General features: G+C 55.2%; 24 protein-coding genes and 1 pseudogene. 11 read left to right on the top strand and 14 right to left on the bottom strand.

The features are described from left to right. Window position 1: 1 nt before the first annotated feature. The 7 genes from KCR01S_RS03680 (at window position 2) to KCR01S_RS25770 (ending at window position 4966) form a co-directional block, all read left to right on the top strand. A complete protein-coding gene (locus KCR01S_RS03680) occupies window positions 2-1168 on the top strand; it encodes a beta-ketoacyl-[acyl-carrier-protein] synthase family protein (protein WP_061279821.1) in 1167 nt (388 codons plus the stop codon). Further along, entirely contained in the window at window positions 1168-1644 is a 477-nt protein-coding gene (locus KCR01S_RS03675) for a hotdog family protein (protein ID WP_061279818.1), read from the top strand. Before KCR01S_RS03680 ends, KCR01S_RS03675 begins: the two co-directional genes overlap by 1 nt. Further along, window positions 1641-2372: a 3-ketoacyl-ACP reductase FabG2 gene (locus tag KCR01S_RS03670; protein WP_061279815.1), complete on the top strand. Its 732-nt coding sequence runs from the start codon at window positions 1641-1643 to the stop codon at window positions 2370-2372. Before KCR01S_RS03675 ends, KCR01S_RS03670 begins: the two co-directional genes overlap by 4 nt. After that, entirely contained in the window at window positions 2369-3598 is a 1230-nt protein-coding gene (locus KCR01S_RS03665; RefSeq protein ID WP_061279811.1) for a beta-ketoacyl-ACP synthase, read from the top strand. Before KCR01S_RS03670 ends, KCR01S_RS03665 begins: the two co-directional genes overlap by 4 nt. 1 nt (window position 3599) lies before the next feature. Further along, window positions 3600-4175 carry a 4'-phosphopantetheinyl transferase AcpT gene (gene acpT / locus KCR01S_RS03660; protein ID WP_061279809.1) on the top strand — a complete coding sequence of 192 codons (576 nt, stop codon included), beginning with the start codon at window positions 3600-3602 and terminating at the stop codon, window positions 4173-4175. Between the two features lie 378 nt (window positions 4176-4553). After that, entirely contained in the window at window positions 4554-4793 is a 240-nt protein-coding gene (locus KCR01S_RS03655) for a hypothetical protein (RefSeq protein ID WP_061279806.1), read from the top strand. Window positions 4794-4837: 44 nt separating this feature from the next. Beyond that, the gene (locus tag KCR01S_RS25770) at window positions 4838-4966 is read left to right on the top strand and encodes a hypothetical protein (RefSeq protein ID WP_258527384.1); all 129 of its coding nucleotides are present in this window, start codon (window positions 4838-4840) and stop codon (window positions 4964-4966) included. Window positions 4967-5077: 111 nt separating this feature from the next. On the opposite strand, the gene dsbG is transcribed toward KCR01S_RS25770, so the two are convergent. The 4 genes from dsbG to KCR01S_RS03635 are packed head-to-tail and all read right to left on the bottom strand — an operon-like array spanning window position 5078 to window position 9057. Beyond that, window positions 5078-5836 (bottom strand): thiol:disulfide interchange protein DsbG, encoded by a 759-nt coding sequence (gene dsbG, locus KCR01S_RS03650; RefSeq protein ID WP_061279803.1) that lies wholly within the window; start codon window positions 5834-5836, stop codon window positions 5078-5080. Window positions 5837-5881: 45 nt separating this feature from the next. Then, a complete protein-coding gene (locus tag KCR01S_RS03645) occupies window positions 5882-6604 on the bottom strand; it encodes a DsbA family protein (RefSeq protein WP_061279801.1) in 723 nt (240 codons plus the stop codon). A 6-nt stretch (window positions 6605-6610) separates the two neighbouring features. Further along, window positions 6611-8647: a protein-disulfide reductase DsbD family protein gene (locus tag KCR01S_RS03640; protein ID WP_061279800.1), complete on the bottom strand. Its 2037-nt coding sequence runs from the start codon at window positions 8645-8647 to the stop codon at window positions 6611-6613. A 47-nt stretch (window positions 8648-8694) separates the two neighbouring features. Further along, window positions 8695-9057, bottom strand: coding sequence for a hypothetical protein (locus KCR01S_RS03635; RefSeq protein WP_061279798.1), 363 nt, complete (start codon window positions 9055-9057; stop codon window positions 8695-8697). A gap of 191 nt (window positions 9058-9248) precedes the next feature. Between KCR01S_RS03635 and KCR01S_RS03630 the strand changes: the two are divergent. Beyond that, a pseudogene (locus tag KCR01S_RS03630) lies at window positions 9249-10165 on the top strand (hypothetical protein). Window positions 10166-10217: 52 nt separating this feature from the next. On the opposite strand, the gene surE reads toward KCR01S_RS03630, so the two are convergent. After that, window positions 10218-11090: a 5'/3'-nucleotidase SurE gene (gene surE / locus KCR01S_RS03625; RefSeq protein ID WP_061279795.1), complete on the bottom strand. Its 873-nt coding sequence runs from the start codon at window positions 11088-11090 to the stop codon at window positions 10218-10220. A gap of 481 nt (window positions 11091-11571) precedes the next feature. On the opposite strand from surE, the gene KCR01S_RS03620 reads away from it, so the two are divergent. Continuing rightward, window positions 11572-12360: a histidine phosphatase family protein gene (locus KCR01S_RS03620; protein WP_061279792.1), complete on the top strand. Its 789-nt coding sequence runs from the start codon at window positions 11572-11574 to the stop codon at window positions 12358-12360. 64 nt (window positions 12361-12424) lie between these two features. Beyond that, the gene (locus KCR01S_RS03615; RefSeq protein WP_061279791.1) at window positions 12425-13750 is read left to right on the top strand and encodes an OprD family outer membrane porin; all 1326 of its coding nucleotides are present in this window, start codon (window positions 12425-12427) and stop codon (window positions 13748-13750) included. A gap of 78 nt (window positions 13751-13828) precedes the next feature. Here the strand turns inward: KCR01S_RS03615 and ansP are convergent, their stop codons facing one another. From ansP to KCR01S_RS03585, 6 genes are all read right to left on the bottom strand, one after another. Further along, a complete protein-coding gene (gene ansP, locus KCR01S_RS03610) occupies window positions 13829-15271 on the bottom strand; it encodes an L-asparagine permease (protein WP_061279790.1) in 1443 nt (480 codons plus the stop codon). A gap of 283 nt (window positions 15272-15554) precedes the next feature. Further along, a complete protein-coding gene (locus KCR01S_RS03605; RefSeq protein ID WP_061280017.1) occupies window positions 15555-16148 on the bottom strand; it encodes a hypothetical protein in 594 nt (197 codons plus the stop codon). Window positions 16149-16312: 164 nt separating this feature from the next. Then, window positions 16313-17419 (bottom strand): DUF4056 domain-containing protein, encoded by a 1107-nt coding sequence (locus KCR01S_RS03600; protein WP_061279789.1) that lies wholly within the window; start codon window positions 17417-17419, stop codon window positions 16313-16315. After that, on the bottom strand, window positions 17420-18550 hold the full coding sequence (locus KCR01S_RS03595; RefSeq protein WP_061279788.1) for a BamA/TamA family outer membrane protein: 1131 nt from the start codon (window positions 18548-18550) through the stop codon (window positions 17420-17422). Further along, window positions 18550-19497 (bottom strand): porin family protein, encoded by a 948-nt coding sequence (locus KCR01S_RS03590; protein ID WP_061279787.1) that lies wholly within the window; start codon window positions 19495-19497, stop codon window positions 18550-18552. Before KCR01S_RS03590 ends, KCR01S_RS03595 begins: the two co-directional genes overlap by 1 nt. 32 nt (window positions 19498-19529) lie before the next feature. Continuing rightward, entirely contained in the window at window positions 19530-20588 is a 1059-nt protein-coding gene (locus tag KCR01S_RS03585) for a BamA/TamA family outer membrane protein (RefSeq protein ID WP_233269646.1), read from the bottom strand. Window positions 20589-20995: 407 nt separating this feature from the next. On the opposite strand from KCR01S_RS03585, the gene KCR01S_RS03580 reads away from it, so the two are divergent. Then, window positions 20996-21394, top strand: a complete 399-nt coding sequence (locus tag KCR01S_RS03580; protein WP_061279786.1) for a hypothetical protein — start codon at window positions 20996-20998, stop codon at window positions 21392-21394. Between the two features lie 56 nt (window positions 21395-21450). Here the strand turns inward: KCR01S_RS03580 and KCR01S_RS03575 are convergent, their stop codons facing one another. From KCR01S_RS03575 to KCR01S_RS03565, 3 genes are read right to left on the bottom strand one after another with little or no spacing between them, the layout of a single operon-like run. Next, a complete protein-coding gene (locus KCR01S_RS03575) occupies window positions 21451-22707 on the bottom strand; it encodes a beta-barrel domain-containing protein (protein ID WP_167348808.1) in 1257 nt (418 codons plus the stop codon). Beyond that, on the bottom strand, window positions 22688-24865 hold the full coding sequence (locus KCR01S_RS03570; RefSeq protein WP_061279785.1) for a type I secretion system permease/ATPase: 2178 nt from the start codon (window positions 24863-24865) through the stop codon (window positions 22688-22690). Before KCR01S_RS03570 ends, KCR01S_RS03575 begins: the two co-directional genes overlap by 20 nt. Beyond that, window positions 24862-26307 carry a TolC family outer membrane protein gene (locus KCR01S_RS03565; RefSeq protein ID WP_082767927.1) on the bottom strand — a complete coding sequence of 482 codons (1446 nt, stop codon included), beginning with the start codon at window positions 26305-26307 and terminating at the stop codon, window positions 24862-24864. The genes KCR01S_RS03570 and KCR01S_RS03565 overlap by 4 nt, the downstream gene beginning before the upstream one ends. Between the last annotated feature and the right edge of the window lie 21 nt (window positions 26308-26328).

Genomic DNA, 26328 nt, shown 5'->3' with positions numbered 1-26328 from the left:
GATGATCTACATTTCCGCCGTCGGTCTGATTAACGCCCTGGGTAACGGTGCCGACGAGATCGCCGCCAATCTGGCGCGCGGTATCGCCCCGGGTATGCGCCCGCGCGAAGGTTGGTTACAGGGACAGCCGCAGGCGACATTTGGCGGCGTGGACGCCGATCTGCCGCCGATTCCTGAGGCGTTTAGCGCCCATCGTTCGCGCAATAATCAGCTACTGATGGTCGCGTTGGCCCAAATACAGCCGCAGGTGGATGACGCGATTGCGCGCTTTGGCCGCGATCGCGTGGCGGTAGTGCTCGGCACCAGTACCTCCGGGCTGGACGAAGGCGATAAGCACGTAAACCTGACGCTAAATGGCCACCCAAGTATCGACTGGCGCTATCCGCAGCAGGAGCTGGGCGACCCATCGCGTTTTCTCAGCCAATGGCTGGCGCTGGACGGCCCGGCATTTACCCTATCCACCGCCTGTTCTTCCAGCGCGCGGGCAATCATCAGCGGCCGTCGTTTGATTGAGGCGGGGCTGGCGGACGTGGCGATTGTCGGCGGTGCCGATACGCTGAGCCGAATGCCGATTAATGGCTTCCACAGCCTGGAATCGCTCTCCCCCACGCTATGCCAGCCGTTTGCCCGCGACCGCCGGGGGATCACCATCGGTGAGGCGGCGGGGCTGATGCTATTGACCCGTGAACCCCAGCCCATTGCGCTGCTGGGCGTTGGTGAGTCGAGCGATGCTTACCATATCTCCGCGCCGCATCCGCAGGGCGAAGGCGCCATCCGCGCCATTGAACAAGCGCTGCGCGATGCGGACATAGCTCCGCAGCAGGTGGGCTATATTAATCTGCACGGCACCGCCACATCGCTCAACGACCAGATTGAGTCCGCCGTGGTGCACGCGCTGTTTGGCGAAACGGTGCCGTGCAGCTCAACCAAACATCTGACCGGCCACACGCTGGGAGCCGCCGGCATTACCGAGGCGGCCCTCAGTATGCTGATCCTGCAACGCCATCTGCCGCTACCACCGCAGGAGTTCAGCCAGTCGCCGTGGGATGAGACGCTGCCGCGCTGTGGGATTCTGACCACGCCGCAGCCGCTAGCCCGTCCGGTGATCCTATCCAATTCATTTGCTTTTGGCGGCAACAACGCCAGCATTTTGCTCGGGAGAGTGTGATGAAATCCTATTTACCGCCCGGCGACTATCTGCCGCACGATGCACCAATGATGCTGCTGGATGAGGTGGTTGAGGTGAGCGATGAGGCCGCCACCTGTCGGGTGACGGTATCGGCAAACGGCGTGCTGGCGCCCTTCCTCAACGCCCAGGGCAACCTGCCCGGCTGGTTTGCGCTGGAAGTGATGGCGCAGACCGTTGGCGTTTGGTCCGGCTGGCACCGCCATCAGCGTGGTGAAACGCACATCGCCTTAGGCATGGTGCTAAGCGCGCGCGATCTGCACTGTGAAGCCGGCCATTTTGCCGCCGGATCAACACTCACCATCACGACCCAGCGGCTGATGCAGGATGCGCGCTTCGGCAGCTTTGAATGTACGATCGAGTCGGGCCAAACGCCGCTCGCCAGCGGGCGCATCAATACTTTCCAGCCCACCCCAGAAGAACTTCATACTCTATTTCAACAAGGAGTGTCTGCATGAGTCGTTCAGTTTTGGTGACCGGCGCCAGTAAAGGCATTGGTCGCGCTATCGCCCTGCAATTGGCAGCGGACGGCTTTACGGTCGGCGTACATTACCACCGCGATGCGCAAGGCGCGCAGCAGACGCTGGACGCCATTATTGCCGCCGGCGGCGCAGGCCGTCTGCTGGCCTTTGACGTGGCCAATCGCGCGCAGTGTCGCGAGGTTCTGGACAACGATCTTGCCGAACATGGTGCCTGGTACGGTGTAGTCAGTAACGCCGGGATCGCCCGCGATGCGGCCTTTCCTGCGCTCAGCGACGATGACTGGGATGCGGTGATCCATACCAACCTCGACAGCTTCTATAACGTGATTCAACCGTGCATGATGCCGATGATTAGCGCCCGGCGGGGAGGACGTATTATCACTCTGTCCTCCGTGTCGGGAGTGATGGGTAACCGCGGCCAGGTGAACTACAGCGCCGCGAAAGCCGGGATTATCGGCGCAACTAAAGCATTGGCCATCGAGCTGGCAAAACGCAAAATTACCGTCAACTGTATCGCTCCAGGGCTGATTGATACCGGCATGATTGAGATGGAAGAGACTGCGTTCAAAGAAGCGATGTCGATGATCCCGATGAAGCGCATGGGCCAAGCGCAAGAGGTCGCCGGGCTTGCCAGCTATTTGATGTCGGATATCGCGGGATACGTCACGCGTCAGGTGATCTCCATCAATGGAGGGATGCTATGACGTGCCGCGTGGTGATTACCGGCATGGGTGGCGTAACCGCTTTTGGCAACGGCTGGCAGGAAGTCTCGTCCAAACTGTTGCAGTACGAAAATGCGGTGCGCGCGATGCCGGAATGGCAAATCTATGATGGGTTACAGACCCTGCTCGCCGCACCGATTGATGACTTCACTCTGCCGGTTCACTACACCCGTAAGCGCATTCGCGCGATGGGCCGCGTGTCACGTCTTGCTACCCGCGCAACCGAGCTGGCGCTTGAGCAGGCCGGGCTGATTGACGATCCGGTGCTGACCGGCGGCGAGACCGGCATTGCCTACGGCTCCTCTACCGGCAGTACCGATTCGGTCAGCGAGTTCGCCACCATGCTGACCGAAAAACACACCCGCAATATTACCGGCACCACCTACGTGCAGATGATGCCGCACACCGCGGCGGTGAATACCGGGCTGTTTTTTGGGCTACGCGGACGGGTGATCCCCACCTCCAGCGCCTGCACTTCCGGTAGCCAGGCCATTGGTTACGCCTGGGAAGCTATCCGCCACGGCTATCAAACGGTAATGGTCGCCGGTGGTGCAGAAGAGCTGTGCCCTTCGGAAGCGGCGGTATTTGATACTCTGTTCGCCACCAGCCAGCGCAACGACGCACCAAAAACCACGCCGGCCCCGTTCGATGTCCAGCGCGACGGCTTGGTGATTGGCGAGGGCGCAGGCACGCTGATTCTCGAAGAACTGGAGCACGCCAAAGCGCGCGGTGCGACCATTTACGGCGAGATTATTGGTTTTGCCACCAACTGCGACGCCGCGCATATTACCCAGCCGCAGCGTGAAACGATGCAGATTTGTATGGAACAGTCGTTAAAAATGGCGGGCTTGAGCGCGCGGGATATTGGTTATATTTCGGCGCACGGTACGGCAACCGATCGCGGTGATATCGCTGAAAGTCAGGCTACGGCGGCCATTTACGGCGAAAACGTGCCTATCTCATCGCTGAAAAGCTACTTTGGCCACACCCTGGGGGCCTGCGGTGCGCTGGAGGCATGGATGAGTTTGCAGATGATGCGTGAAGGCTGGTTTGCCCCCACGCTCAATTTACGCCAGCCGGATGCGCAGTGCGGTGTGCTGGATTACATCATAGGCGAAGCGCGCCAGCTTGAGTGCGAGTTCCTGCAAAGCAACAACTTTGCTTTCGGTGGCATCAACACCTCGCTCGTCATTCGACGTTGGCCGTAGCATGTACCAGCTTTTCCTCGGCTACGTATCGCAGCTAAGCGGCGCTGAGCTGCCGCCTGCTGTCGCCAGGCGCGCACCAACCGGCCCCAACCGTGCGAATTGGCTGGCCGGACGCGTGATGCTGCACCAGGTGATTTCACCGCTGCCGGACATGGTCTACGGCGCGCAGGGTAAACCGGCCTTCACGGCGGGCACGCCGCTGTGGTTTAACCTCAGCCATAGCGGCGATAATATTGCGCTATTCCTCAGCGATGAAGGGGATGTCGGTTGCGATATTGAAGTCATCCGCCCCCGAAAAAACTGGCCTGCGCTGGTAGAGACACTTTTCAGCCCTACTGAGCAACGGCAAGTTGCCAGCGCGCCAGCGGAGCACCAACTGGCCCTTTTCTGGCAAATCTGGACCCGGAAAGAGGCTATCATCAAACAGCGCGGTGACAGCGTCTGGCAGATGGCCCACGTCGACAGCAACCGTTGCGAGGGCCCGTTTGTTGCCGACCGACAATTAGACGGTTTAAGCATCGCCGTGTGCACCCCAACGCCTTTCCAACCGCAGATTATTATTCGGCTACCAGGATGAATGGTTAATATAATTTTTCACGTGATTATTTAGTCCCTCACAATAACCTGATAAAATACGCTGAGTCATCATTCATAAAAAATACGTTAGGATGTTTCTGAGTTCATGGTGTTATTAAGTTAGTCATTTATATTAACGACACGAAGTGTTAAAGCATAAAAAACAAAATATCGACGGGTTAACCGTATTTATGCCAATTTGATTTAAGTCATTTTTTAACTTATTTCCCATCCTCACCAGTAATATTGATTTTGGTCAACACTGTGCGGTTATTTAAATAGCACTTTATGCAGCCATAATATTCACAGGGTGAATCAATCATTGGTTTTAAGACTTGAACAAATGTTCTCCAGGCCGTCCAGCCTGTGGGGGTGGTTGATGTGCAATGCGCTCAACGGTATCGCCATCGTACTGTGCTTTGGCGCGATCAGCGCGCTGATTGGCATCAGAGAACATGTGTGGCATCTGGTCGTCACCCTATCGATAATTGCCTCAACATTTTATAGCGCCAACTATTATTCCGCTCTCGAATCGCGAAACGATAAGCGCCGATATCTTCTTCTGGCATGGGTCATTTTCTCCATTGGCTTAAATTTCGTTCATGTCTGGGGTAATTAATCCCGCTAATGCCTATCATTACTCATTACAGGAGGAGGAATAAATTGACTCTGCCGATGATACTTAACAACATCAACAACCATAAATTACTTTCGGCGATACTGCTGGCCGTCTTCGTCACGCTGGTGATGGTATTAACGCCGGTGATCAATAAGTTACTAGGAAAATCCTAAGACTTCGAATTATAGAGGTGTTGCCGGAAATGCCTCGCCGGCAGCACCTCACTTATCGTCAAGCGGCGCCTACGCTAATATTTCCTGACGCCTGTCGCCTCATACATGCACTCAGGGCCGAGGTCCAAACATCTCCACCAGTTGTTTTTCATCCGGCATTCCCACCACCTGCTGCAGCTCATTGTTGGCGTTCATGTAGTAGATTGCCGGCGTTGCATTGGCGCCTAAATCATCCATCAGCTTTTGATGATGCTGGAGCTGATTAAAGGTCGCACGCGGCGTGGCGCCTTCAAAATGCGGCAGTTTCTTGCCACCGGACAGCTCATAGTCGCGCCAGGCCGCAACCGGATCCGGCGCATTGAGGATAGCCGTGGCGTAGCGCCCGCTTTTTGGATTTAAAAATGCCACCATCAGCGTATTGAGCTGCACTTTCCCCGCGGCGACCCAAGGCTGAGCGGCGGACCAGAACACTTTACAGTAAGGACAGAACGGTTCGGCGAACACAAACACTTTTCTGGCGGCGGTATCCGGCCCCTCTTTCAGCGGCTGCGTCGCATTGAGGGTTTTCCACATCTCCCGGCCGAGCGGAATATAGATCTGCTCTTTGAAATATCCCTCGCTGAGATTTTTCCCCTGCGCATCATATAGGTAGCCGGAAATCACATGTTGGCCGTCGGGCGTCAAAAAGAGATTGACCCCCATGTCCTGATATTGTCCAACCCAGCTTTTGACGCCACCGGGCGCATCGACGGCTTTCACATCAGTAATATTCTGCTGTTCGCTAAAGCGCTTAATGATATCGGGGACGGCATTCTGCGCACAGGCCAGCATCGGGGCCATCAAGAACGCGGTTAAGATCATACGTTTCATCATCACACCTCATAAAACGGGGGCAACCTCCCCCCGCATACGGATTTACTGTTTTTTCAGCGCATCGCTGACCATAGCATCAAACTGTTCGAAGGGAACCCAGCCTGAAAGCAGTTCATTTCCTATCAGCGTCGCGGGCGTCCCCTGAATTCCCAGCTGTTGCGCCAACGCGAGACTTTTCTTAATCGTTTCGAAGCTTTGGCTGTCCGGTTCATCAACCACCACGCCCGCTTTCTTTTTCGCCGCCGTTATGCTGGCATCATCGTGATAGCCTTTTTTAGTCATCAGGATGTCGTTGAACTTAATAAACTGCTGCGGATGCGATCGCCATACGGTTAGCGCATCGCGCGCGGCGGTTACCGAACTTTCCGAGCGATAAGGCAGGAATTTAAATATCACCGCGACGTCAGGGTATTTGGCGACAATCTGTTCCAGATACGGGTCGAATTTCTTGCAATAGGGACAGTTGTAGTCGGTAAAAACCACCAGCGTCAGCCGGGGATGCTCCGCGCCGATACGCGGTGAATTGGCATCACGGAACAGGAAATCGCTGTTATCGGCAATCACCTTATTCACGATTTGCTGATTGGCCTGTGCGTCCTGCTGGTCGAGCTTTTCTGCCGCCGCGGCCAGAATCTCCGGATGCTTGAGCAAGGTTTCCTGCACCAGTTCTTGTACCCGAGCCTCCTGGGCGGCCGTCAGCACGGGCGCCGCCAATGTTGGCAGTGATACGGCAAGCAGAAACAGTGAGAGAAGCGTTTTTTTCATGGTTAATTAACCTTTTGCATTCTTGAGGGTGTTTAGGACGGTGTGCTTATCGATCAGCGGCGGCAGAATTTCGCCGTCCGTCAGTCCTGGCCCATAAATTTGATTGAAGGGGATTGCATAGCGGTTTCTTTGTTGCAGAAACGACGTAATCAGCCCGGAAGGCTGGCTCCAGTCGCCGCGCAGTGCCACCACGTCCGGCTGGTTTAGCGCCGCGATAATCTCCGGCTGATTGAGCACCCGGTGTTCATTCACTTTGCAGGTCACGCACCAGTCGGCGGAGATATCCACAAACACGCGTTTCCCTTCGGCCTGCGCGCGCGTAATTGCCGTTTCACTGAGCGGCTGCCAGGCAATTTGTTCACCGGGCGCAGCGGCGGAAGTGCCAACATCGTCCTGCCACAGCCCGCGTAGCTGATAGCCACCAAAGGCGGCCAGCACAATCACCACCAGCCAGAAGAGCGGCGCGGTGCGCTTTACGCTGAAGATGAAGGCCAAAAGCGCTGCTACCGTCAGAATGAAGGTAATCATGCCGCTGATAAGGCTTCCCAAATGCCCGGCCAGCAGCGAGGAGAGCCATAGGCTTGAGGCCAACATCATCAGCGCGAGCAGAATTTTGAGGCTTTTCATCCACGGGCCGGGACGCGGCAGCAGCAGCGCGGTTTTCGGCACCAGTGCGACAAACAGCCACGGTAGCGCCATCCCCAATCCCAGCAGCATGAACACCAGCCACAGATCCAGCAGCGGTGCTGCCAGCGCGAACGCCACGGCGGTGCCGAGGAACGGCGCGGAGCACGGCGTCGCCAGCAGCGTGGCGAAAATCCCTTCGCAGAAGCTGCCCACCACGCCGTTGCCCCCGGCGGTGGCCATCCGCCCGCTTATCGACGATGGCAGCAGCATCTCAAACAGGCCAAACAGATTGATGGCAAAGATAAAGGTGACTGCCGCCATCAGGCCAATAAACCACGGGTTCTGGAATTGGATCCCCCACCCCAGCGCGGCGCCGGTGAGCTTAAGCCCGGTGACCATCGCCGCCAGCAGCGCGAATGAAGTCAGAATGCCGGCGCTGGTCGCCAGAAAACGCAGGCGGATCCGCCGTTTATCCGTTCCGCACTGGAGCACCGAGTTGAGTTTCATCCCCATCACCGGCAGGACACACGGCATTAGATTCAGGATAAGCCCACCGAGTAGCGCAAACAGCAGAATCTGCACAAGGTTTGTCGGCATTGCGTCAAGCGCGCCAGAAGCCACTTGATCCGCCCCCACCGTCAGGAATACCTGCTGCGCTTTTCCCTGATTACTGAGGACAAAGGAGAGCGATTTCCCCGCCAGCGTCGTCGCGTTATCGCCCCACTCATCGGTGATCGGCGCAGTCACCACCAGCTCCGCCCCGCGGCTTTTCAGCGTCGGGTCACCGGGGATGAAACCGCCCTCTAGCGGATCGAAATAAATTTGCGGGTCGCGCCATTCACCGTCAGTCGTGCCGGTGATCACCAGATGACTGCCCGCCAGATGAGCGCTGAGATCGCTTGAGATCCCGCTCTCGGCAGGGATGGTGCGCATCGCCTGTTCGAAGGCGTCCTGGAAATGGGCATCCACCGGCTGATTGAAATCCAGCCGCAGCGGATAATCCGTTAGCAGGCAGACGTTACTGCAGGTGGACAGCGTCAGCGTCCCCGTCAGCACATCGCTTTGCCCGCCGGTGATAATCATCGGGATCGTCACCTGCTTGTGGTAGCCCTGCGTGGTCAACCCGGAGATGTCAAACCGTGAAGGCACCGGCCAGTACCACTGCGCCTTTTCGCCATTCTGCCAGTGAATTTCCGGCGCAACGCCGCCCTCTCCCGGCGAACGCCAATAGGTTTTCCATCCCGATTGCAGCTCGACGGTTAGCAATCCGTACAGTTGGTTGTCGCTTCTTTCCGCCTGGAAACGTACCCGGGCGTGATCATTTTGCGGTGACGTTAGCCACCCGGTATCTGCCGCATGGGCCGCGCCCATACACGACAGCAACAGGAGGACGAATCCCCTGAAGATATTCAGCATCAGTTTTCTCCGTAAATTGAATAAAAAATCGCGTTAACGACGGTTATTCATTCACGGAAGACGCAGTGTTTAATATGAATTCGGAGCGTAGGCGGCCGGACGGGGATGTCTCGAAAGACGAACGCCCGTGGCTGAGTTAACAGCTGAAGCAAGGCCAGGAAGAGAATGACGGCAGGCAGTGCGCCATCAAAGAAGACGGGTTGAGTACAAAGCAGCGAGCTGGCGCTAAGCTGGCACGGTGAAGGGCCGGCGGAGGCGTCATCCGGCGCAGGGGCCGAGAGCATCTGTACCGGGTTAGCGGCTTGCTGTAAAAAATGGTGCAGATAGACCGCCCGCTGAACCATACAAATTAGCATGGCAAGGCAGGTCAATATCAAAAACCATTTCGCAAGGCGCTGACGATTACGCATAATTTTCCAGACGGTTCACAACAGCCGAATCATAAACAATAGAAATCTATGTGCAAGGTGTTCCTTGTAAGGTTTTGTCTGCTTTTGCCGTGTGGAGAGAGCGCCAGCTTGATTCTATAGTTAGAATCATCTCCCACTTAGAGGCGGCACCACTGATGAACTCAGCACTCCCTCGCCTCGCCCTGCTACTGATGACCGCCTTCACCTTTAGCCTTGACGCGCAAGCGGCAGACGGTCATCGCATCAAACAGCGCGCCGATGCGGTGCTGACATTGATGAGCTTTATGATTGTGCCGGATATTACCGCCAGCGATCTCAATATCGGCTCCGGATCGGACGACAAAAGTGAGCTGGCCATTACCCAGTTTGGCGGCGGTGCCACGATGGGAGAGTCCTTCCCGCTGTATCTCGAAGGGGCGTTGGGTTACAGCCGATACGACCCGCAGTTCGTCATTAGCGACGGGAGCCAAAGCCGGCGCATTCCCACCAAATGGAACAGTCTCACCACCACCGGCGGTATCGGCTGGGATTTTAGCCTGTACCGTGACCGTTGGGGCGGCAATCTGGTGCTTCGCCCTATCGCTAACGTCATGCTCGGCACCATGGCCAGCGATCTGCGGGTCGGTGCCTGGGCGCTGGAACGGCATCAAAATGCCGATTACGACTTTCTCGACGGCGGCAGGCTTAACGCCTATGGGCTGGGGGGTCTCTAATGCTCGACTATGAACTTCTCTCGGCTAAGCAGGATATTGATATTGAGCTGCGCTATACCGGGATGAGTCTACAAACCTTCGGCAATACCTCCAGCGCGGTGAGCGGTAGCGCCAGCGCGCAAAACCTCGGGCTGTATGTGCGTCGCCGTGCGCCGATTTTCGACTGGACGCTACTGAAAAGTCCGGTGCGCTACGTGCTCGAAGGGGCACATACCGAATACCTTGGCGAGCAGCGAGGAAAACTCGGCTTTGATAGCCTGAGTTCGGTGGGCGTGGGGATTGAGATGGACAGCAGTCAATATCCGGTGTTTATCACCCGTACCCGACTGGTGGCGCGCTATATGTTTGGCAACGGCACCAGCGGTTACGGGGTGGGACTGGCGATGAGCTTTTAGTCATCGCCCTGCGCGGCCGGAATGTCTGAGGGGGCCGGCGGGGCGACAACGATCAGTTCAGCAACTGGCGGTACTGAGTTTCATACTGCGGCGCATTCCACATGCCATCAAACACGGTGTAAGTGATGTAGCCTTTGTTGAGCCAGCCGGAGTCGGTATCGTCAAGCACTGGCTTAAGCGCCTCAGGATTCATCGTCTGTTTAGCGGTCCCATCTTTTTGCAGTTCGTAGCCAATCTGTGGGACCGGGAAAGGCTCATTCTCGATATAATGCACCCCTTTGATCTCAGCCGCAGCCAGCGCCGGATAGTTAATGCTGAGCCCGCTGCCCGCAGGCAACAGCGGCTTGTCGGCTACGCGTTTGGCATTAAGTTTATCCACTACGCCCACCACATAGTCGACCGATTCCGGCCAGTATTTGTGCGTACTTGGCCAGTGGTTTTTCATCTCCTCTTCGCTGAACACATAGCCGATGCTAGCCGCGATGGCCGGCACACCGTAACGAACCGCGCGGGCGGCAGCGCTGACGGTACCGGAGTTCACCTGCGCCATCCCGGTATTGGGGCCGTCGTTCACCCCGGAAATAACCAGATCGGGAGCGGCATCCTTCAATAATCCACGCAGCCCGAAGTCCACGGAGTCAGCCGGCGTGCCGGGGAAGCAGTAACGCTTTTCGGCGACCTTTTTCACATCAAAAGTTTTCCCCGTTTTAAAGGTAATTGCAGAGCCGATGCCGCTCTGGTTGGTCGCCGGCGCGACCATCCACACGTCATAACCTTTGGCTGTCAGCTTATCCTGCAGCGAAGTGCTGCCCGGTGATTCGCAGCCGTCGTCATTGACGATCAGTATTTTCAGCGGCGCGTGACTGGCCTGTACGGAAAACGCGAATAATGCAAAAAGTGAGGCGATAATTTTGAAGAACGTCATTGTTATTCCTTCTGTGCTATTTTTGAACAGTTTTAAAAGCAAAAAAAAACCTAAGACATTCGTCACAGTCACCCTGCGCAACGAATGTCTTAGGTTTTGCCTTATTCAGTAGCAATCCTGATATAGCGTTGGAAATTACCCGTTATGCGGCGTCGAGTCCACAGCAAATTTCAACCTCTGTGACTCAAATCTAAAAACAGATTAAGATTCGACTCTCATCCCTCGCCGATTATTTTACTTTACCTGCGTGATTACTCCTTAATTAGTACAGTCCCTATTAATATATGAAGAAGATCACAGATATCATCCTCTGTTATTAAAAATGGATGCCATCAATTTCTGTTGCTGATATCTTGCCGAAAAACTGGATTGTTACTGTATATAACAGGCAAAACCTGCATCACCTTCCGATAACGCTAATCGCTTTCGGAAAGGGATGCAGGTTTTTTGTTTTTGTAGCAAAAAATAAAAAGGAAATCTGATGAAGAGATTATTAATTGGTCTGCTGGCATTGACGGGTGCAATGACCTGCTCAGCCGCAGAAACCGCCCCCTCAGCGCACGATGACACCATCAATATTTACTTCGCCCGCCATGGGAAGACGCTGTTTAATACCTTTGATCGCGTACAGGGGTGGGCTGATACCCCGCTGACGCAGGACGGTATTCGCGTGGCGCGTTATTTGGGCGAAGGCTTAAAGGGGATCAAATTTGATCGCTTTTACTCCAGTGACGCCGGCCGCCAGCGGGAAACCATGGCCGTCATTACTCAGCAGATGGGCGTAACAAATTACCACCTCAACGAGCTACCTGGGCTGCGCGAAGCCTTCTTTGGCGGCTTTGAAGGCGGTTTTAATAAAGATATGGCCCAGGCCGGAGCCAAAGCGCTGGGGCTTGCTGATAGCGCTGCGCTGTTCAGCGCCATGAAGGCGGGAACCCTGTCGGTCGAAGACTCACAAAATGCGCTGGCCAAGGCCGACGAAAAGGGACTGGCGGAAAACTATGCGCAGGTTAAAAAGCGTACCCAGGCCGCGCTTGCCACGATCGTCGAACAGGCAAAAGCTAACGGCGATACAAATGTATTAGCGATCTCCTCTGGGACCTCAATGCAAATTATGATCTCAGATTTAACCACATCGCCGGAGAGAAATAAGCCTCTCGCCAATGCGGCGGTAGTCAAAATAACCTATAAAAATGGCCAGTACTCCGTTCCGGAAATTGGCACACTGAAATACATTGAGGCCGGGAAAAAGAATTTAGCCGCACAGTAATACCCTTTTATCTTTCAGGCCGGCCGGTAGCCATTGCTACCGCGGCCTTATTCTGGGATATCACATGAAAATAAATACAATAGCAGCAGCAATATTATTGCTGGGATGTCACACGTCGGTATGGGCCATCGATAACGATGGGCTTAACAATTCATTGCTAACCAACCCACTGTTTAGCGACTCCACAATGACTTTGTCATTTAAGAATTACTGGAAATATCTGAAGGAAGAAAACGCCAATCCCAAGCATGTCCACAACGCCTGGGGTCAAGGGGTTGCCGTGGATTATCAGTCGGGCTATTTCGCTGATTTTATCGGCTTTGACGCGGTGTACTATGGCGCAGTCAAGCTGGGCGCCAGCGACTATTTCAACTCGCGCGGCGTGCTGTATAACAACGGTGATGGCAATAAGAAAAGTAATGCTGAAGGCTTCTCGAAATTTGGCCAGCGTAATATTAAGCTCAAATATTCTCTTGCCGACGCGCATTTTGATGCGCGCTGGGGCTGGCAGGTGCTGAAGAACTATGGCGTGATTTCAACTTCAACCCGCCTCTCCCCGACCACCTACTCGGGGATCAGCGGCGGCGTAAACTATGGTGGCCTTACCCTGCGCGGTGCCTACGTTGAAAATTCGATGGACCGTAACTCGCCGGACAAAAAACAGTTCCAGACCAATACCGGGGCCAAGATAGACCATCTCGCCAGCGGCGAAGTGCTGTGGAAAAGTGATCTCTTTGACGCCCAGTATGGCTACGGCGAGAGTGCAAACTACCTGCGCCGCCATCTGCTGTTTACCAAGCTGAGGCCGGTAGAACGCCTGACTATTGGCACGCAAACCTACGCCACTCACGCGTTAGATGAGTATCTGGCCATGCCGGCCAGTAAGCGTGATTTTGATAATAACGCCTGGCATTTTGCCATTGATGCGTTATGGCAAGCCGACCACTGGAGCAGCAAATTTGGCGTCGGCTATACCAGCGCTAAAAAAGAAAATGAAATTGGCTTCTATCCGCGCCATATGAGTAAAAACTCACGCGGTACTTTTATTTCGATGGCCTATGCCGGCGATGACTATATGCGCGACGGTGAGCTGGTGCTGGCCAATATTTCGGAATACAAACTGACGCCGGACCTTGCGGTCGGTCTTGCCGGTAATATCGCGCAGTTTAACTACAAGGATAATCACGTCCGCAGCGGCGAGATTAACGCCTTCACCCGCTGGACGCCGTCTTCTGCACCGATGAAAAATCTCACCGTGTGGTTAATGTTTGGCCCGGGATGGTCTTATAAGATGAGCGGTAAAACGCCGGTATTAACCGATGGACACTATACCCGCACGCATACGCTCTCGTCGGAAGCGATTATCGAGTATCGATTCAAGATGTTTTAAGGGTGGCGCAGAGCAGAATTAGCGCGCAAGAAATGGTGTAGAAAGACAGCCCGGAGAGCATGCTCTCCGGGCTGATGATTATGGTGCAGTGCGGTGAATTTCCGCCACGCGCTTACGCACGCCGTACCAGCCAGCCACCAGCAGGATGGCAATCAGCGGCAGAGAGGCAATGGTGTATGTGCCGTTCGGATAATCGAACGCCATCAGCACCAGCACGCTCAGCAGGAACAGCAGCGTTAACCAGGAAGTAAACGGTGCGCCCGGCAGCTTAAAGCTGACATCCGCAGCCTGCCCTTCTTTGATCGCTTTACGCAGACGCAGTTGGCAAACCATGATAAACGCCCACGATGCGATAATGCCCAGCGATGCGAAGTTCAGCACGATTTCGAACACCTGAGACGGTACCAGATAGTTGAGGAATACCCCCACTACATACACCACCAGCGTCGCCATGATGCCCGCATACGGTACGTGCTGGCGGCTCATTTTGCTCATGAATTTCGGTGCAGAACCGCCCATCGCCATCGAACGCAAAATTCGTCCGGTGCAGTAGAGGCCCGAGTTCAGGCTGGAGAGCGCGGCGGTCAGTACCACGATATTCATGATGCTGCCGATATAGGGTACGCCCAGCTTCGAGAAGAAGGTCACAAACGGGCTCTGTCCCGCTTGATACGCCGTCCACGGCAGCAGCAGAACCAGCAGCACCACGGAACCTACGTAAAACAGGCCAATACGCCAGATAACGCTGTTGATCGCCTTCGGTACCATGGTTTGCGGGTCTTTACATTCCCCGGCCGCGGTTCCCACCAGCTCGATAGAGGCAAAAGCAAACACCACGCCCTGCACCAGCACCAGCGCAGGCAGCAGGCCGTGCGGGAAGAAGCCGCCGTTATCGGTGATCAGATGGAAGCCGGTGGCGTTGCCATCCAACGGTTTTCCGCTGCCCAGATAGACGGTCCCGACCACCAGGAACACCACGATGGCCAGCACTTTCACTAACGCAAACCAGAATTCCATTTCGGCGAACCACTTCACGCCAATCATGTTCATGGTGCCGACGATAGCCAGCGCCCCCAGCGCGAAGACCCACTGCGGTACATCACCAAAAGCGCCCCAGTAGTGCATATACAGCGCCACGGCGGTGATATCGACGATACCGGTCATCGCCCAGTTGACGAAATACATCCAGCCGGCGACGTAGGCGGCTTTTTCGCCGAGGAATTCACGTGCATAAGAGACGAAGCTACCGCTGGAAGGACGGTGCAGAACCAGCTCGCCAAGCGCGCGCAGTATGAAGAAGGAGAAAATACCGCAAACCAGGTAGACCAGCGCCAGCGCCGGGCCGGCCATCTGCAAACGTGCACCAGCGCCGAGGAATAGTCCGGTACCAATAGCACCGCCAATCGCGATCATCTGCACCTGACGGTTGCCCATCGCTTTGTGGTAGCCCTCTTCGTGGGCGTTAAGCCAGCGCCGTTTTGCCGCGTGTTGCTCCGCAGCCTGTGTGTTTTGTGTTTCCATCGTTTCCCTGTTACCTGTCTGATTAAAGGAATACATTTGGCCGCGCGAGAAGGAACGACTGTCCGCAACGGCCACAGGGTTTTTCCCGTCATTCTATGTAGGGATAAAACCGCCGCGAAGCATCCTACCCGCAATCAATAAGCGGCGCAAAACAAACGATTGCCTTCCCCCCATAAAAAAAGCGGCTCCCGAAGGAACCGCCATAACTATCGAATATTAAATAATATTTATCTTATCGATAGTTGAATATTATTTCAGCGCTGCGGAATTGGCCTTTCCATTTTCAGGAAGAGCGCTTTCCGCCCAATAAATTAACCGATGCGCCTAAGCACAGAATATAGCCAAACAGCTCGACGCCTTCTTCAACCATATTTTTAACAATACGCACGTAGCCCTCTTGTAAAATGGACTGCCACAGCATCGACATGCCAAAAAGTCTGGAGAATATCAAGATAGTCAGCAGGCCTGAGACCATCACGCCATAGGAAGGCGTGCTGGTATAAGCTATTAGCTGCCGGGCGACACGCGCAGGATCACGCACGGCATACAGGATGCTCGCCACGCTGACGAACAGCGCAAACCAGACCCAACTCCCGTGGCGAATAAGGTCAAAAACGGCGTCCAACTCACGGATAAGCATGGCCAGGAAAAAGCCTGCAATCAACACGTTACATTGTCTCATGGCGCCGTCTCGCCGCGCACGAACCAGATGAATCAGGACGATGATGAAGAGAATCGACTCTTGTACCACCTCGGTAAAGGAGGTTTCCGACAGGCCATTTTTGAGGATATTAACATCAACATGCAGACACAGTACGACGACCACGACAGCCAGAGCGAAAAGAATCACGCGCAAAAGTAAATTAATTAAAATCATAAAAATCACTGCTTTTTATAAAACCGGCATTTTACCCTGCTCCTCCTGATTGAACTTATCCTTCTGTGCCACATAAATAACGATATTTAGCGTTTACTGCCGTTAAACAAACTTCATAATAATCTCGTACTTACCCTGATAAATAATCACCACTAAGACATAACTTATTTTTGCATCCGCTGCAGTTGCACGTTATCAGATGCCTGAGCCTTATCGGCTAGCGCCTGAAATTGTGACCAAGTGTAAAATGAGGCCGGTACCGGCAATTGCTGCATCTCATTGCCGGGGTAAATTTGCAGTTCACCCAGTTGCGATAGCGGATACCCCACCACCGCTGCCGGGAAGGTTATTTGGTACGGTGCGGCTTTTTCAAACGCGACCGGCGTCGGTAGGCGATGGTTATCCAGGCTGTAGTTTCGCTTTAGCACCAGAAATTTATCCGGCACCCGGCGCTTGCTGTTCCACCAGTCGCCGTCCAGTTCGCGGAATTTACTTTCCGTTTCACTTTGGCTCACGGCACCCAGGCCTTGCAGCGCCCGGCTTAATTCGCCGGTCATCGCGATGTTATACTCCGCCACGGAACCGGCCTTGCCCTGAAGGATCACCGTGATGGCGAGCCGTGCGCCCAGCAGATTGGAGTAGAGATCTTCCGGAGAGAACGCCGATATCTCTTCCGAGAAACCCGGCACCGACTGAAAACCATACCACTGTGCAATTTCATGCCACTGTGCCAGTTGAAAAGCGACATACCCTGATAGCCACGCCGCAAGCGTATAGCGCTGCGTTAGCGATGCTGGCGGAGTAAAGCCATTAAACTGGAGTCGACGGACGCCCAGTTCATTACTGTAGAAATACCGCCAGCGTTGGCCAAGCTTGGGGTAGAGCTGGCTAAAAATAAAAAAGGTGTTATCCGCCGTATCGCGAACATGGGCAATATCAATAAACCCGCCGCGGTGGGTGTAGATAAGCCCATTATGCTCTTCGCTCAGGCCGACCAGATTTTTCACTGCCCCCAGCGCGCTGTCGTTATATTGATGATGGCCGAGGGTTTCCAGCGTCAACACGTTGCCGATTTGATAAATAGGGATTGGAACGCCCACGGCTCGGACGTGGAGATCGTAGCCAAAGGCACAGCACGGTCGCAGCGATTCGGGGGCCGAAAGTTGGCCGGCTACCGGTGAGATAGCCTCTGCTTTTTTTGTCGGGAAAAGGGGGGCATCGGCCTGCACACCCGCCGTAAGCAGCAGTAAAAACATCCACCATTTCGCCATTCAGAATGCCTCCGCGACCTGGAAATAAAATCCGGCGCTCTCTTTGCCAAAACCCAGATCCAAACGAATATTCATGGCAGGCTTCACTTCGAAACGATAGCCTACGCCGGCCGTTGGCAGCAGCGGATGATGGCCGAGGTCGCTGATATCGTCCCCCAACGCTCCTGCACCAATCCAAAGGACATATCCATGACGCCAGTCTAGCTTCCGTCGATATTCTATCTGTCCACTCACCACATCATTGTCCCGATAACGCCCCTGATAGTAGCCACGCAGACGCCTGTCGTCCCCGGCCAGTGAAAGCATATCCCAGGGCACATCGCCGCGCGTAAAGCGCCCCCACAGGTCAAAAGCCAGTACCGTTTTTTCATTCAGTAAATGATAACTGTCGTATTGCAGTTCGGTCGCGCTGAAATGGCTATCGGAACCCACGGCAGGATCGAACCACGTGTATTCTGCCTTGAAGAACTGCCCCCGCTCGGGACGCGTGACCACATCGCGGGAATCATAGTGGAGGCTAGCCGTAGCGCCAGAAGAAAGAGGCGATGATGCCGCATGATTGCGCGAAAACGTGTCGCCGGGATGGGGGTTGTCAACGTTTGCCTGCATCGATGAAAAATCCCAGCCAGCGCCGAGATAGAGGTTTTTCACCACTTCGCGCATCAGGACCGGCCGCAGACGCAATGAATTATTGGTGTAGTGCTGTTCACTGCCCTGCGCGGCGTCATAACCAATCCCCCAGAAACCCGTGGGCACTTTGGCAACGGAACCATCAACGAATAGGCGCCAGCGATCGGCGCTAAAAAAGGTGTAATTATTCAGCCCCAGCCCGAGCGCCCCGCTGCTGCTGACAAAACCGGTAAAAGACAGCGACGAGTTCTGCGTACGGCGATCATTTGGATCGACCCGATAAATACCGGCTACCGCCATGCCGAGGCCGAGCTTGAGTTCCGGCGTATAAAAAGGGCCGGGCAAAACGCTCCAGTTCACCCCTTTTGCCGGATCGTACTGATTATCGGCGCCCAGCGTTGACAGCAGGGCATCAACCGATTTGCGATCCAGCGTCACGGCGGCTGCTGGCCACGTCGCCAGCAAACACAGGCTCACCAGGGCACCGAAATAGCTTTTCATCAGAAGCGATATTCACCGGCGATAAAAAAGCTATTACGCTCATTAAAGCCGATCTCAGTAAGCAGGTTGAAACGTGGAGTGATTTCATACTGTGTGCCAACCAGCATATTCCACGGAGAGGTGAGCCGTTGCTTTACCGCAAAGCGCCCTTCACCGCTCTGATTAACCGCGTCAATCAGCGGCTGTAGCGAAGCGGGCATATTCAAATCGGCAAGGCTGCCTTTAAACTCCTGCTGCACATCCTGATACATGCTGCCCAGCCATACGCTCAGGTGCGATGGTCCCCACGGCCCTTGTAAATTGAAGCGATACCCGACGCGCGGTGAAACGGTCAGCGCCGAGATTTTACCGTCTAGAATATTGAAATCGGTACGCGTGTAGTTGGTATCCACCAGCGTGAACCAGTTACCCACCCCTCCGGCAAGGGTGATCCCCGTCCCCAAGGTGGTTCCCTTAAAATCCAGCGTGAAATCAATATTTTGTAGAGAACCGTTCTCGTACAACCGATGTACAGAGCCCGCAATCAGACGATCGATTCCGCTGTAGCGCGAAGGATCCGCATCAACCGAAACGTTTGAGACGGACGATCCGCGCGAATGTCCCACCAGGCCGTAGACATTCAGAAATGGAAAGACCCACATATCGAGGCGCAGCGTTTCCGTTTTACTTTGCTCGCGGGTATGACCCGCATCGATGTTAAACATGTCGGAAGGAATAGGATGATTGCCCAGCGCCAGCCCCGAAAAGCTGATGCTATCAACATCAATATTCTGCCGCATATTCATGTAGTTAAGATTTATACCGAACGGTAGCGGGATGGCGTACCCGCGCGCCCGCGCCTCATCGCCCCATATCGGGAACGTGCGCCCATCACCAGCATCCTCGGCGTGGGCGACTCCGCAAAGGAGCAGCAGCGGCACGACGGTTCTTATTCTTATCCATCTCATCGTATCTTTTCCCCATCAGGATTGGCGGTGAGTTACAGCCCGGAGCCAACGTTAAAATAGAGCGCCTGCTCGTGCTCACTAAAGGCAACATCAATGCCGGTGCGTAGCCCATATTCACGCGCAATCAGGTAGCGAAATCCTGTTCCCCATCCAACTTCGGCGGAGTGATAGAGCTCATCGGTGCTGTCCACGGCGCTTCCGGCGCCAATAAACCCCTGCACAATCCAGCGCGGCGTCACCTGCCAGGCCAACTGCGTTTGTACGGTACTGACATCGGTTCCCTGATAGCGATAGCGTGAGATGCCACGCAGGTCGATGTAGGGACGCGCCATCGGCGACAGATGCTTATCCTGCTGTGACAGGGTCTGATAGCTGCCGGCCAGTGACAGCGTCCAGGAAGGGTTTAGCGGCAGGTAAACTTTGCCATCAAGGGTGAGTAAATCGTAACGATAATCGCCCCCCAACGCCTGGCCGTAGAACTGATACTCCCCTTTGAAGGATACCCCGCGCTGCGGCCAGAAGAAGTTGTCGGTCGTGTCGTATTCCGCCACCACGCCAAAACTGGATGAAATACTGCTTTCGCCCAGCACCCGACGCCACACCCGATCGACCAATGGATTATCGCTGGCCGAAATGTCCATCTTTGCCCACGTCTGCGAGCCGCCGAGAAACAGGGGAGTATCACCGAGGCGAAAGAGCAATTTTTGCATTCCGCCGTAGCCTTTGGTTTCGCTATGGATAGCGTTGTTGTTGCCAAAACCGATAATGTCGCCGGTATAGATATCGAGATTAATGTTGGCGTAGCCCCCCGCCACCAAATAGCGGATATGATCCTCCCGCCAGGTTCGGCGATGGCCGCCGCCAACAAACCAGGTACCGTTTTGCGTCGCCCCGCCGCCAAAGGCGCTGATGGCCGGGGGAATGAAATGCCCGTTACCCTCGTGGCCCTTACCGTGCAAAAACAGACCAAATGCACCGCCACCATAGCCCACGGCAGGCTCGGTAATGACCACGGGAACCGGCAGAAAGCCGTAGGGGTTGTCCTGAAGATAACGGCTCATATCAAGCATACCGTCTTCAGGATCAATCATACTGGCGGCTTCAGCACGCCAGCAGAATAAAAAGATGATAAGCGCCGCGACCCAACGCCACGTAGAAAAGCGATAACCGCCCGCAGCAACGCTGCCGACACGCAGAAAAACTGGCGACCAAAAGCCGGGCATACCCCTGTTCATGACTCTCACCCAGAATAAAAATTATCGTTATTTTTAGAGTAAAATGTCTGTCGCCGGTCAGGCTTATTTTAGCTTAGACCAGCATCAGCCCAATTCAAGCTACGCTGAAGATATCCGCAATAGAAATTGCGGCAGGCATGATAGCCTGAAAACAATACGTTAGCATCAGGTGGTTAGCGATATTTTTATTTAAACAAATCAATAATTGAAATAGCATAATAAATATTGATAATACCCCCTCATTTTATTTCAATCGGTTATTTATGCGTAAGCTACACACTCTTATTCTTTCAGGCGACCTAACGCCTCACGATGCCGAAAGCACGGATATCCTTTCAGTGATAGAAAACTTCCAACCTATTGTTATTAAAGATGATATGCCAGAAGGCATCAGCCTTTCTGAAGTTCATTCCATACATCAAATAAATAACTACAGCATTGAGCGAGTTATTTGCCATTTAAGGGAAGTACATTTTCAGACGACAGATGTCGATGATATTTTTGCCAAACACAGTGATATTCATCGGGCCTGCGTCGCGCTAAGTCAGATGGAGAGAACGCGACTATTGAACAATTATTATTTAAATTCGTTAAATTTACCCGGTCTCAAAGGGCTCCATAATTCATTGACCGCATTGTTTCAGCAACTGGAAAAAAGATAAGCGCTCAGCGTCTGAACCAGGACGGCGTCAGCCTTCGCTGGTCTTCAGCACGGCCATTACCTCTCACGCAGGGCCTCTTTAACTTTGTTAAATGGTTTCACCAGATAATCCATCACCGTTTTTTCGCCGGTTTTAATATCCACGTTGGCGATCATTCCCGGCACAATATTGAAGTGCTTACCGGCTTTATTCTGCAAATAATCATGCTCGGTACGGATAAATACCCGATAGTAATAAACTTCCGGCTTCGCCTCATCCTGGATGGTGTCCGGAGAAATACTGTCCACGACGCCCTTCAGGCTGCCGTAGATGGCGTAGTCGTAAGCGGTGATCTTCACCAGCGCCTGCTGATCGGGATGGATAAAGGCAATATCGCGCGGCGACAGGCGCGTTTCGATCAGCAGATGGTCATCCCGTGGCACGATCTCCATCAATTCGCCGTTGGGAGGTATCACCCCTCCCAGGGTGTTGACTTTGATCTTTTTGACGATGCCTTTTACCGGCGAACGCACCGTCATACGCGTCACGCTGTCGGTTCGCCCGCGGATGATCTCAGCCAGAGAGGCAGCCTCAGCCGTCGCTTTCGCCAGCTCCTCACGCGCCTGTACTAAATACTGAGAACGCAGGTCGAGAATTTTAAGCTGAAGATCGGAGCGCTGCCGCTCCAGCCGTAGCACCTCCACGCTGCTGGCGGCCCCGGTTTTCGCCAGCCGTCGCGTGATCTCCAGTTCACGATTGACCGCTGAAAGAGAATCCGCCACTCGCGCTTTAGAATCAGTAAACTGGCTACGCCGCAGGTTGTACAGTCGCGTTTCCGACGCCACCAGCTGCGGCGCATTTTTAAGCTCAGGGGGGAAAGTCAGCGGCAGTTCGTTAACCTCCGCCGAGAGCCGCGCGCTGGCGGCCAGCGCCGCCTGATAGCGGGCCACGCTTTCACCGACGTTTGACTCCGAGCGGGTAGGATCAAGACGGGCAACCACTTCGCCCGCTTCCACTCGCTGCCCTTCACGCACGTTGAGCGCCACGAGGATGCCACCATCCAGCGATTGCAGAACCTGCTCACGCGAGCTGGGGATCACCTTGCCGGTACCGGTCGAGACTTCATCCAGGGTGCTGAATGACGCCCATCCCCAGGCCACCAACAGAAGCAGGCCACATAAGGTCACTATGCGTCCAGATTTTGACAGGCTTTGATTATCCAGGTCGTTTTCACCGTGATCGCCGTTCCAGTTCAGCGGTTGGGCGTTAGCCGGTGTCGGAATTGGCGCCTGCTCCGGAAGCATGACGGCGGTTTCAGGCTGGTCGTCTTTCATTATTCACCTCCGCATCGTCGGCGCTTCTCGGTGCCATCGCCTTCTCTTTCGGCATATCCATCACCAGCGCGCCATCTTTCAGCACCAGCACCCGGTCCACGACAGACAGCACGGCGCTGCGGTGGGTTGCAATAATCAGGGTGCGTCCGGCCAGCCACTGACGCAATCGGTCGAGGAAATCACGCTCGGTATGCTCGTCAAGCGATGCGGTCGGCTCATCAAGCAGCACGATATTCGGATCGCGCAGCATCAGACGCGCCAACAGGATCGACTGACGCTGCCCCCCGGAAAGCCCTAGCCCACCTTCCATCACGACATGGTCGAGCCCGTGCGGTAATTTGCGCACCAGCACATCGGCACCGCACATCTCCAGCGCCGCAAAAATTTCATCATCGCGCGCCTGCGGCGCTCCCAGCGTCAGGTTATCGCGCAAGGTGCCGTGAAACAGCCGGGCATTTTGCGTCATCAGCCCGGTATTGCGTCGCAGATCGGCAACATCAATATGCGGCAGACTCAGCGAATCAAGCCGCAGCTCGCCCTGTTCCAGCGGTACGCCGCCAATCAACGCCTGAAGAAACGTCGATTTTCCCGCACCGTTGCGGCCGAGCACGGCGATACGCTCCCCGGCGGTGATCTCAAGCTTAGCCACCCTCAGAGGGACCGTCGGTGAGTCGGGGCGGTAGCGGAATGCGGTATCGGCAAACTGATAGTTGCCGTGCAGCACATCACGGTGCAGGCGCTGGGAATCACCGCCGTTTTCCACCGGAAGCTGCATAATGCTATCAATACCACCTTTCGCCGCTTTCGCCTGCTGCCAGCGCGCCAGCACTCCGCACAGCGCCGCCATTGGCGCGATCATGCGTGAAGAGAGCTGCGATGCGGCGACGATTGCCCCGGTGGTCATATCGCCGCCAATCACCATCGGCGCCCCCACCACGATCACCACCGCATACACCAATCCCTGAATTGTGTTTCCCCAGGCCAATAGCCCCTGAGTCAATCGTCGGCTCTTCATCCCGGTCTGAGCGGTGATACGAATGTAGCTATTCCACTGCTGCAGAAAGCGGTTTTCAGCCTGCATCAGCTTGATATCCTCAAGCCCCTGCACGCTTTCCACCAGCACGGCGTTACGCAGAGTTGACTCTTTGACGTTCTCGTTGGCGAGGTCCGCCAGTTTTTTTTGCAGCAGCAGGCCCGGGGCTATCATCACCAGCGCAGCTACCGGCGGGATCCATGCTAACTGCGGGGCAATAATCGCCATCACCAGTAAAAACAGGAAGAAGAATGGCAGATCGGCGATGACCGAGACGGTGGTCGAGGTGACCATTTCGCGGATCGACTCCAGCTCGCGCAGCTGGGAGATAAAGCTACCTGTTGAACGCGGCACCACGCTGGTACGCAGCCGCAGGGCATGGCCAAATACCCGGTCAGAAATACGCATATCGGCCTGTTTACCGAGAATATCGCTGACGTGGCTACGCATCAGGCGCATGGCAAATCCAAAGGCCACGGCAATCAGCACGCCAATAAACAGCACGTACAGCGTCGGGTAGGACTGCGCCGGGATCACCCGGTCATAGACCTGCATCGAGAAAATAATCCCGGCCATGGAGAGCACGTTGATGATCAGTGAAGCCAGCATTACGTGCCAGTAAGGCTTACTTTTGACTCTCACCAGCGCATTTAGCCAGCCGGGATTAAATGCCGCCAGATACTCTTCGGTGCGGCTGTCGCGCGCCATTGACGCCGGACGAAACGCCACCACCACCTGAATACTGTCGAGCAGCCCGGCCAGCGACTGAGTGACAATCAGGTTGGCATCGCGGGTAAAGCTGACCCCGACGTTTTCCTGACCATCAAAGCTGTGAATGATCCCTATCTGCCCTTCCTTGAGCTGTACCACCAGTGGCAAACGCCAGCCGGAGACGTCGTCGCGTTTCTCATGCAGCCGCCTCGCCGTTAGCCCTACGTGGCGCGCCATGTTGTTTAACGCAACGCTCAGCGGTTTACCCAACTGCCAGCGGGCCATCGCCTGCAGCCCGCCGGGGGAAAATGACAGGCGATAGTGCGTCGCGACCTGGCTGATGACGGCAACCCAATCATTGAGCGCACGGGCGTCCAGCGTCTCCTGCTCGGCAATAGAGCTCTTCCCGGTCATGGTTGGATCTCCACACCCTGAATGGATTGGTTATTGAGCGCAAACTGCTGGCGGGTGCGCCCGGTGTTGTACAGACAGTCAAGCTGTAGGGTGCGCAGCTGGCTTTGTGTTTCCTGTTGGGTAAAGCGTGCCTGATAGACTTCCTGTTCGGCGTTCAGCACATCCAGGAAAGGACGCGATCCCAGGTCGAGATATTGCTGCTGGTACAGCTCGCGGGTTTTTTGCGTCAGGAGCTGCTGGCGCGCCTGGATCTGCAGCGCCTGTTCGAGGCTGACCGATGCGTTTTGTGCCGCGCTGAGCTGCTGACGCACTTCGAGCTGGGCGCTGCGCACCGCCGTCGTCGCTGCGTCAAGGCTGTACTGGGCAGCATCGCGGTTGGCGGTCAGCCCGCCGCCCTGATAAATCGGCATTTTGACCCGCACATAGGCTGAGTATTGGGTGCGATCGAGCTGTTCGCTGTTGGCATAGCGGTCGTTGAGATAGTGGGTGACATCCGATTCCACCGAAATCGTCGGTTTCATCTGCGCTTCCGCTCCCGCCAGCTGCGCCGCCGCCTGATTAACCTGCGCTCGCGCCGCCAGTACCGATGGCACCAGTTGGTCATCGACGGAAGCTACGCTGCAGGACTTGCCCAGATTTTGCGGGAACTCATTGCTGACTCTTGCGATATTATTCCAGCCCAGATAGGTCGAGAGCGTCGCCCGCCAGCGTTCCAGATTGGCCTGGTACTGCGCCAGCGTCGCCCGCGCGCCTTCGATACGTGCGTCGGTTTGCACGACGTCGGAGAGCGAACTCGCCCCTTCGCTATTACGTTCATTCGCCAGCTTGCCAATCTGTTGCAGCGAGCTGAGCTGTTCTTCCGCAATCGCCACCAGCTCCTGATAGCCCTGAACCTGAACCAGCGCGGCGGCGGTATCGTGGGCCACTTTATCAATACTTAACAACACAATAGCCTGTTGCCCCGCCACCGCAGCGTTGGCTTCACGCACCGCGCTGTCCGTCAGGCCAAAATCATAGAGCATCTGAGAAACCGACAGCACCACTGAAGGCACGTTACCGTGGTTGGAATAGCTGTTGGTAACGCCGTTATTCAAGCCAGCGCTAATTTGCGGGTAGTATTTGGCGCGGGCGACGTCGATTTTTTCCGCGGTACTCATCAGCTTACCGGCCTGCGTGCCGATGTCTGGGTACCACTGAACGGCGCGCTGCACCGCCTGGGTGATATTCAGATTGGCAGGCGGCGTGGCGCTGGCGGCAAGGCCAGGATCGCGCCCTCTGAGATTAGGCAACTCATCGCCTTGCGCGATTTTTTGTGGATTGATTTGCCGGGCCGTTTCCGTATCCGAGCGCCCCCACGCCGCCCATGCATCAGACAGCAGCAATGGCTGGATACAGACCGCTAACCAAATCAGTGTTGTGCGCTTACCGCTTCGCATTCCCATACAACATCCCCAATACTATCA

This window comes from Kluyvera cryocrescens NBRC 102467, from assembly GCF_001571285.1.
Taxonomy (GTDB): Bacteria; Pseudomonadota; Gammaproteobacteria; order Enterobacterales; family Enterobacteriaceae; genus Kluyvera; species Kluyvera cryocrescens.
Note: the sequence above shows the minus strand (reverse complement) of the source record. Positions and strands in the feature narration are given on the sequence as shown.

What these genes read in the sequence shown, in the direction of transcription:
- KCR01S_RS03680 (WP_061279821.1), top strand. Translation starts at nt 2, where the DNA reads ATGATCTACATTTCCGCCGTCGGTCTGATTAACGCCCTGGGTAACGGT.
- KCR01S_RS03675 (WP_061279818.1), top strand. Translation starts at nt 1,168, where the DNA reads ATGAAATCCTATTTACCGCCCGGCGACTATCTGCCGCACGATGCACCA.
- KCR01S_RS03670 (WP_061279815.1), top strand. Translation starts at nt 1,641, where the DNA reads ATGAGTCGTTCAGTTTTGGTGACCGGCGCCAGTAAAGGCATTGGTCGC.
- KCR01S_RS03665 (WP_061279811.1), top strand. Translation starts at nt 2,369, where the DNA reads ATGACGTGCCGCGTGGTGATTACCGGCATGGGTGGCGTAACCGCTTTT.
- acpT (WP_061279809.1), top strand. Translation starts at nt 3,600, where the DNA reads ATGTACCAGCTTTTCCTCGGCTACGTATCGCAGCTAAGCGGCGCTGAG.
- KCR01S_RS03655 (WP_061279806.1), top strand. Translation starts at nt 4,554, where the DNA reads ATGTGCAATGCGCTCAACGGTATCGCCATCGTACTGTGCTTTGGCGCG.
- dsbG (WP_061279803.1), bottom strand. Translation starts at nt 5,836, where the DNA reads ATGAAACGTATGATCTTAACCGCGTTCTTGATGGCCCCGATGCTGGCC.
- KCR01S_RS03645 (WP_061279801.1), bottom strand. Translation starts at nt 6,604, where the DNA reads ATGAAAAAAACGCTTCTCTCACTGTTTCTGCTTGCCGTATCACTGCCA.
- KCR01S_RS03640 (WP_061279800.1), bottom strand. Translation starts at nt 8,647, where the DNA reads ATGCTGAATATCTTCAGGGGATTCGTCCTCCTGTTGCTGTCGTGTATG.
- KCR01S_RS03635 (WP_061279798.1), bottom strand. Translation starts at nt 9,057, where the DNA reads ATGCGTAATCGTCAGCGCCTTGCGAAATGGTTTTTGATATTGACCTGC.
- surE (WP_061279795.1), bottom strand. Translation starts at nt 11,090, where the DNA reads ATGACGTTCTTCAAAATTATCGCCTCACTTTTTGCATTATTCGCGTTT.
- KCR01S_RS03620 (WP_061279792.1), top strand. Translation starts at nt 11,572, where the DNA reads ATGAAGAGATTATTAATTGGTCTGCTGGCATTGACGGGTGCAATGACC.
- KCR01S_RS03615 (WP_061279791.1), top strand. Translation starts at nt 12,425, where the DNA reads ATGAAAATAAATACAATAGCAGCAGCAATATTATTGCTGGGATGTCAC.
- ansP (WP_061279790.1), bottom strand. Translation starts at nt 15,271, where the DNA reads ATGGAAACACAAAACACACAGGCTGCGGAGCAACACGCGGCAAAACGG.
- KCR01S_RS03605 (WP_061280017.1), bottom strand. Translation starts at nt 16,148, where the DNA reads ATGATTTTAATTAATTTACTTTTGCGCGTGATTCTTTTCGCTCTGGCT.
- KCR01S_RS03600 (WP_061279789.1), bottom strand. Translation starts at nt 17,419, where the DNA reads ATGGCGAAATGGTGGATGTTTTTACTGCTGCTTACGGCGGGTGTGCAG.
- KCR01S_RS03595 (WP_061279788.1), bottom strand. Translation starts at nt 18,550, where the DNA reads ATGAAAAGCTATTTCGGTGCCCTGGTGAGCCTGTGTTTGCTGGCGACG.
- KCR01S_RS03590 (WP_061279787.1), bottom strand. Translation starts at nt 19,497, where the DNA reads ATGAGATGGATAAGAATAAGAACCGTCGTGCCGCTGCTGCTCCTTTGC.
- KCR01S_RS03585 (WP_233269646.1), bottom strand. Translation starts at nt 20,588, where the DNA reads ATGATTGATCCTGAAGACGGTATGCTTGATATGAGCCGTTATCTTCAG.
- KCR01S_RS03580 (WP_061279786.1), top strand. Translation starts at nt 20,996, where the DNA reads ATGCGTAAGCTACACACTCTTATTCTTTCAGGCGACCTAACGCCTCAC.
- KCR01S_RS03575 (WP_167348808.1), bottom strand. Translation starts at nt 22,707, where the DNA reads ATGAAAGACGACCAGCCTGAAACCGCCGTCATGCTTCCGGAGCAGGCG.
- KCR01S_RS03570 (WP_061279785.1), bottom strand. Translation starts at nt 24,865, where the DNA reads ATGACCGGGAAGAGCTCTATTGCCGAGCAGGAGACGCTGGACGCCCGT.
- KCR01S_RS03565 (WP_082767927.1), bottom strand. Translation starts at nt 26,307, where the DNA reads ATGGGAATGCGAAGCGGTAAGCGCACAACACTGATTTGGTTAGCGGTC.